The organism is Paenibacillus sp. J22R160 (assembly GCF_059692135.1).
The window spans coordinates 158,927-165,889 of record NZ_JCAUAU010000014.1; the positions used below are offsets into that span (position 1 = coordinate 158,927).

The following is a 6,963-nucleotide window of genomic DNA, read 5'->3' on the forward strand; positions in this document are numbered from 1 at the left end:
ACTGGATGCCGATTGCTTTGGCATTCCTTGCTGGAACGTTGGTCACATACCTTGGCCAAAGGCCTATTTTATATATAAGTATCATATGTGTGCTGCTAGTATCTGTGTGGAGATTTTACCCAATGCCCGCGGTCATCCTCGCATTATCCGGGTACATCCTGTCTGTGATTGTGTCTACAGGTGTCCTCGCGATATGGGAACTGACCCCGCTCACTTCCTATGCTGACATGAAAAATGATCCGGGTAACACCGTTATCATCCTGCTGCTGGCGATATGCGTGAAATGCGGCATTCTTGTAGGCATACACAAGCTTCGGTTGGGCTTTACGTTCCTGACGCATTACACACGAATATTACCAACCAAAGAAAATGCAGGCTTCTACCTGTTCATTATTGTCGTAATCATCGGAATTATTTACCGACATTCCTATCCAGACAGTGTGCTAAGCGCACTGATGCCGATTCAAATGCTTGGTATCGCAACAGCTCTATTCATCTATGTTATGCTAGGTAAGGAGCTTAGCTTTCAACGATAAGTGGCGGATATCGCCATCGGTCTGGGCAGCTGTACCTGTGTTGCGAGCTACATAGTCCACAAGCATTTGATGATATTTCATCTGCGCCATAGCAGCGATGGTGACACAAGGCTCGTCTTCATAAGTATCAAAATAAAGTTTGCCTTCTGAGGGGGCATACTTTTTTATTTTGTTCAGATTAACGAACAAATGCATATCCATTTTTACAAATTGAAGATCCATTAATGCTTCTATGAAACTAGTAAAAGCCACGAGAGATTCTACGTTTTCTTCCACAATTCCATCTTGCGAGACGTACTTGATCGATTTCGTACCGAACTCCACATACCAGACATTATCTAAACGGATTTCGTTAGGCGTCTGCCAAGATGACGCTTCTTCCAGATATCCGGCTTTCATTAAAAGATCCGTGTAAGGATATTGATAGGCTTGCGAAAGCTTCCTTAAGGTGTCAGGGGATGGCTTGATGATGTCATTCGTGGTACGATTACGTCCGAGCTCTAAATCTCGAATGTACGCATGAGATAGGCCGCTTTTGCTGGCAACCTTGCGCAAGGACATTTTACCTCGCAGCGTCTCTAGAAACTTGCCAAATTGATTACCTTGTTCCAAATGAAACACCTCCTTACCTTAATTGTAAAGGATTCTAGATTAAAATGAAATCGTCTACAAAGGTTTTATTTCCCAGTAGGTGCTCATTTGGACATCTATGTTATAATAAATTTGCTTTTTATTTCTGATTTACATATATTGTACCCCCCGAATTGATATACATAAGGACGAAAATACTATACTGTGAGGTGGAAAGGTGCTACTGGTACTATTCAAAAGGTTCCTTGGAAAAAAGGAATCCCAGGGTCAAAGTGAATCCTATGCCTCTTCCCTTGAGGTTACCATACATCAAATTCAATCAGGAGACCTAAGACTTAGGAATCAATTTATTTCAGACTATCAGCCTTATGTGGCTAAAGTGACAAGCAGGTTCTGTAAAAGATATATAGATCCGGCTAGGGATGATGAATTCAGCATTGCTTTAGGGGCATTTAACGAAGCCATTAATCAATACTCTTCGGTTATGGGGAGATCTTTCCTCGGGTTTGCCGAAACTGTTATGCGGAGAAGATTAATTGATTTCTTGCGTAAAGAACAACGTTTCAAAGGACAGATTCCTTATAGTTCATTCGATCAGGAAGATGATGAAGATAACCTACTTAATCCGATTGAGGTTCATCAAGCCATAGAAGCTTATGAAAAGCAAAAAGGACTTGAAGAACGGCGAAGTGAAATCATGGATTTCAGTCGCTGCTTAAGTGATTTTGATATCGATTTCTCTGAATTGACGGAAGCCTCTCCTAAACATGACGATTCCAGACAGATGCTTTTCGGCATCGGTCGGACGCTGGCACAGGATGCGGAACTTATGCGGACTCTTCTAACGAAACGGCAGCTACCCATTAAAGAGCTGCTGGAGCAAGTACAGGTTTCTAGAAAAACCTTGGAGCGCAACCGTAAATATTTGATTGCTATTGCTCTCATTTACAACGGTCCATACCCTTACTTGCGGGATTATTTACATATTCGAGAATGAGGACTGCATTAAGAAAGGAAGAACAGCGCATGAACAAGGGAATCGTAATGGAAATAAGCGACAGCTCCATTATTGTCATGAGTCCAGAGGGTCGATTTGAGAAGCTCCCTAGGGGAACACGAAATTGTGAAGTAGGGGAAGAGATACTGTTTGCACCTGCGACGAGGCGTTTCCGGGTACCGCAAATAGGGATTCTATCTGGTTTGACTGCTGCAATTGTCTTGTGTTTCGTCTTGGTATCCACATTGACGGGAAGTGTGCCAGGTGGCCAAGTGGTTGCTTACGTAACCATAGATATCAATCCAAGTATCGAGATTGGTATTGATAACGAAGAGGTTGTTCAAGATTTACAGGGATTAAATTCAGACGGCGATGAGTTAATCAGCACCTTGGTGTTCAAGGGCAAGTCGCTAGAAGCTGTTACCTCAGACATCTTGGATAAAGCGGAGCAGGGAGCCCTTGCCAAAGGGGAAGGCGATATCATCATCTCATCTACAGTCGTAGAACAAAAAGCAGCAGTGAATGATGAAGCGATAGCCACGAAGATGAAGAATCAGGTTAGCAAACATATTGAGCAAGCTCATCCCGAGCAAGTCAAGAATTATGAAGTGACTGCTTTCGCAGCACCGCAAGAAGTAAGACAAGAAGCAAAAGCCAGCGGTGTATCCGCAGGTAAATATGCCATTTATCTCAATGCCGTAGACAATGGGGCAAAAGTATCTCTGGATGACATCAAAAGCGTCTCCATCCATCAGTTAGCCAAAGAAAACGGTGGGATAGATAAGCTGGTGCCATCATCGAAGCCTATCGATAAGTCTTCGCTGCAAAGACTTGTCGCCGATGAAAAATCAGGGAAATTGAACGCGCGAATTCAGCAAATTCAAGACGACCGGGATAAAGGCAAAAGCAATCCAAGCCCTGATAAGAATGACAAGAACGGCAATGGCACTAATAACAATACCAAACTTGGTAAGAACGATAACAATGGTAAGCCTAGCGTGAAGCCGACACCTACGCCGACACCTAGAAGCAATCGCAATGACAACAAGAACGGCCAGGATGGTAAAAACGGTCGTGACGATAACAACGACAAAACTGGCAAGAACGACAACGATGATAAAAACGGCAAAGATAACAATGGCAGGGATAACAACGGCAAGAATAATAACGATGATAACAAAAATACACCAAGGCCAGGCCGTGGGGACGACAATGACGATGATCCGAAAAATGGATCATCGTCTAAGCCACGAGAGACTCCGAAGCCTAGTGTAAAGCCGACCGTTAAACCAACAAGCACGAGCAAACCGACGGCGAAACCGACGGAGAAGCCGACAGCAAAACCAACGGCAACAACGAAGCCAACATCGACTCCAAAGTCAGGGAATGATCACAATTTCAATTGGAATTGGGGCAATCGGGATTGGGGCCAGAAGAATGATGGCAAGGACGATTGATGAGACCCCGGGTACACTCTTTGGAGTGGCCTGGGTTTTTTTTGTGTGGAGAGAGGTGGAGGATGGTGAATGATGAGCGGGGAACGGAGAGTAGAGCGCGCGAAACGGGGAGTGCAGAACGGGAAACGAGGAGCGGTGAGTGTAGAACCGGCAATCTGCAACTCATAATTCACAACCGGCAATGCGTAACCCGTACCGCGTAACCCGTAACCCGTACCGCGTAACCCGAACCCGTAACCCGTAACCCGTAACGCGTAACGCGTAACCCGTAACCCGTAACCCGTAACCCGTAACCCGTAACCCGTAACCCGTAACCCGTAACCCGCACCCCACACCACGGACCCCACACCCCACACCCCACACCCCGCACACATAAGGGGAACTATGGTCCTCTATTTATTGCAAATCAGGCGTTTGGACGCAGGTAGCGGAACTCTGATCTCTTATTTCTCCGATTTACGCAGAATTGGTACTCATTTTGAGGGAATAACGCCCTGTAGTTCCCACGAGCCTTCCATTTGGCTGCTTTTTAATGATATAGCGCCCTGTAGTTCCCCCAAGCATGCACGATCTCGTGGAAAGTAGGATAAAGTTGTATTACAATAGTTGCATGTGCAATTATTCTTATCCTCGCTAACGGAATGGAAGGGAGATATTGGCTTGAGATATTCGAGATTCGGTAAATCCGGTTATAACGTATCATCACTGGGCTTTGGTGCAATGAATCTTCCAAATGTCCCCCTGGAACAGGCTAGAGAAGCATTGAACTATGCCTTGGATCACGGCATTAATTATATCGACACCGCAGCCGCCTATCGCAACAGCGAAGAGATCATCGGCGAATGCATTTCGCATCGCAGGGACGAGTACTTCTTGGCGACGAAAACAGGGGCGCGAGATTATGAAACGGCGAAGGCTGAGATTGAGCGAAGCCTGGTGCGGATGAAAACGGACCATGTCGATTTACTCCAAATTCACTATGTAAACTACGTAACTGAATTTAAAAAGGCAATGGACATCGAAGGTGCTTACAAGGCCGCTCTGGAAGCTCAGCGAGAAGGCAAAGTCCGCTTCATCGGCATTTCCGGACACCGACCGGATTTGCTAACGAAATGGATCGCTAAGGGGCAATTCGATCAAATTTTGTTTCATTTGAATTTAGCTCAGCCTTTTGCTTTAGAGGAGCTTATTCCCAAAGCGACAGAGATGGATCTAATGAAAGTTGCGATGAAGCCTTTATCAGGCGGATTCATTCAGCCCGTTGACCGTGCCATCCGATATCCGTACAGCCAGAACGTACATGTTACCATTTCGGGGATGGTCAGCGTTAAGGAAGTGCAGGAAAACCTGGCTGCTCAAGAGCAGGAGGTTGGGACGGAAGAGCGCCAAGAGCTCGAACAATTGGCTGTTGAACTCGGTCAGCACGATTGCAGACGCTGCAACTACTGCTCGTGCCCACTCGAAATCGCCATTCCGGATGTGATGATTGCGAGCAGATTCAGGGAGAAATTTGGTTTGCTGCCGAAGGGTGAGGGATTTTTCCAAAGACAAAAGGATAGAATAGTAGGCTGTGCTGACCATGATCCATGCAAAGAGAAGCCGATTTGTGAAGAGAAATGCCCGTATCACCTGCCCATGCAGTCAGTTATTCAGAAGGCAGCATCTTTCTATTAAGCTAACAGGGAGAATGACACTATGTTTGCAAAAAACACAGCAATTACGACAGGCGTGTTCACGTCATTCACGCATAACGATCAAGGGGCAGACGCCGTCCTCGTCTGCCTAAGTGAAGCTGAGCTGCGCGAGGACACCGTCCTCGGCGAGCCGCAGCTCGACCAAGCCCTTCAGCGCATGCGCGCGAAGGGCATCTTCACCGGCGCCTCAGGCGAGCTCGAGGCGCTGCCCACCCACGGGCTGCTGCCGTACGCGTACGTGCTCGTTGCGGGGATCGGCCCCGCAACATCGCGCGATACGCTGCGAGCAGCCGCCGTGCATGCAGCGCGCGAGGCACTCGCGCTGAAGCTCGATAGCTTGGCGCTGAAGCTGCCAAGCGGCATCGACAGCAGGTCCGCCGTCACGGCGCTGACCGAAGGGCTGCTTCTCGGTACATACCGCATCGCGGTGTACCGCATTAACGAGCCGGCGCGCGCAGAGCTGCGCCGGGCGGTACTGCTCACAGATGCGGCTGCAGATGCAGCGCTTCTGACATCCGCGATCGCAGCCGCTGAGGCGGTTGCGGAGGGCACGAACTATGCCCGGGATCTCACGAACCTCCCGGCCAATAAGCTCCTTCCGGCTACCCTCGCAGAGGAAGCCATGAAGCTTGCCCAGCATTACGGCTTCGGCTGCGAGGTGCTGGACGAGCACGAGATCGCCGCCCGGGGGATGGGCGGTCTGATCGCGGTTGGCGCTGGTAGTGCCAACCCGCCACGGATGATCACCCTGCAGTATAAGGGTGATCCGGACTCAGCCGACGTGCTCGGCCTCGTCGGTAAGGGCGTGACCTTCGATACCGGCGGCATCTCGATGAAAAGCCCCGACGGCATGGAAGAGATGATCAGCGATATGGGCGGAGCCGCAACGCTGCTTGGAGCTCTTCACGTCGTCGGGCAGCTGAAACCGAAGATTAACATTGTCGTCGTCATACCGTCAGCGGAAAATATGACGTCCGGCTCGGCTTATCGTCCAGGCGATATCGTGACGATGCTAAGCGGACACTCCGTAGAAGTGCTGAATACGGACGCTGAAGGCCGTATTATCTTGGCGGAGGGCATTACCTACGCGAAGAAGCTCGGAGCGAACCGTCTGATTGATGTAGCTACTTTGACAGGAGCTATCTTAATCTCTTTTGCCGATGTAGCGACGGGGGCTGTGACGAACGATGATGAGTTCCTGAAACCGCTGCTTCAAGCGGCTGGTGAAGCGGGAGAGAAGCTCTGGCAGCTGCCAAACTACCCGGAATATCGCGATATGCTGAAAAGCGATGTGGCCGATATCAAGAATCAAGCCTCATCAGACCGCTGGGCGGGGGCTATCACCGGAGGACTTTTCATCGGGTACTTCGCCGAAGAAACGCCATGGATTCATCTGGATACAGGCGGCACCGCCTGGTTATGGTCAGCCAAAGGCATTGAGCCCAAAGGGGCAACGGGTGTTATGGTCCGGACATTAGCTGCTTATTTATGCGGCGATCAAAGCGCCACTTATATATTATAGGGAAATACTACCGTTATTTAGTGGAGTAACACAGTAACAGCATGAATAAATGGAATTTTGGACCTCTGTCAAGAAAGTGGACACTCTTATCCCGTTTTTTTGTTCTTGAACTGCGCAGCAAAGCGAGCTGGTGACATGTAACCTATCGCACCGTGGATTCGCTTGC

Annotated in this window: 7 protein-coding genes; 5 read left to right on the forward strand and 2 right to left on the reverse strand. The window is 48.7% G+C overall.

Features of this window, described 5'->3' with window-relative positions; translation table 11 throughout:
• Positions 1-122: 122 nt before the first annotated feature.
• Positions 123-536 carry a hypothetical protein gene (locus tag AC58UW_RS23755; RefSeq protein ID WP_497423060.1) on the forward strand — a complete coding sequence of 138 codons (414 nt, stop codon included), beginning with the start codon at positions 123-125 and terminating at the stop codon, positions 534-536.
• Here the strand turns inward: AC58UW_RS23755 and AC58UW_RS23760 are convergent.
• Complete coding sequence (locus AC58UW_RS23760) at positions 507-1,148, reverse strand: helix-turn-helix domain-containing protein (RefSeq protein WP_497423061.1); 642 nt, start codon at positions 1,146-1,148, stop codon at positions 507-509. The two genes, AC58UW_RS23755 and AC58UW_RS23760, sit on opposite strands and share 30 nt — an antisense overlap.
• A 196-nt stretch (positions 1,149-1,344) precedes the next feature.
• On the opposite strand from AC58UW_RS23760, the gene sigI reads away from it, so the two are divergent.
• Both sigI and AC58UW_RS23770 read left to right on the forward strand, forming a co-directional pair.
• Entirely contained in the window at positions 1,345-2,124 is a 780-nt protein-coding gene (gene sigI, locus AC58UW_RS23765; protein WP_127455543.1) for an RNA polymerase sigma factor SigI, read from the forward strand.
• A gap of 29 nt (positions 2,125-2,153) precedes the next feature.
• The gene (locus AC58UW_RS23770) at positions 2,154-3,581 is read left to right on the forward strand and encodes an anti-sigma-I factor RsgI family protein (RefSeq protein WP_497423062.1); all 1,428 of its coding nucleotides are present in this window, start codon (positions 2,154-2,156) and stop codon (positions 3,579-3,581) included.
• Between the two features lie 169 nt (positions 3,582-3,750).
• Here AC58UW_RS23770 and AC58UW_RS23775 read toward each other — a convergent pair whose 3' ends face one another.
• Complete coding sequence (locus tag AC58UW_RS23775) at positions 3,751-3,930, reverse strand: hypothetical protein (protein WP_497423063.1); 180 nt, start codon at positions 3,928-3,930, stop codon at positions 3,751-3,753.
• 311 nt (positions 3,931-4,241) lie between these two features.
• On the opposite strand from AC58UW_RS23775, the gene AC58UW_RS23780 reads away from it, so the two are divergent.
• Entirely contained in the window at positions 4,242-5,255 is a 1,014-nt protein-coding gene (locus AC58UW_RS23780; protein WP_497423064.1) for an aldo/keto reductase, read from the forward strand.
• 21 nt (positions 5,256-5,276) lie between these two features.
• The gene (locus AC58UW_RS23785; protein WP_497423065.1) at positions 5,277-6,797 is read left to right on the forward strand and encodes a leucyl aminopeptidase; all 1,521 of its coding nucleotides are present in this window, start codon (positions 5,277-5,279) and stop codon (positions 6,795-6,797) included.
• Positions 6,798-6,963 lie beyond the last annotated feature (166 nt).

Excerpts from the sequence above, each read along its gene's own strand:
- AC58UW_RS23755 (WP_497423060.1), top strand. The coding sequence starts at position 123 with ATGCCCGCGGTCATCCTCGCATTATCCGGGTACATCCTGTCTGTGATT.
- AC58UW_RS23770 (WP_497423062.1), top strand. The coding sequence starts at position 2,154 with ATGAACAAGGGAATCGTAATGGAAATAAGCGACAGCTCCATTATTGTC.
- AC58UW_RS23785 (WP_497423065.1), top strand. The coding sequence starts at position 5,277 with ATGTTTGCAAAAAACACAGCAATTACGACAGGCGTGTTCACGTCATTC.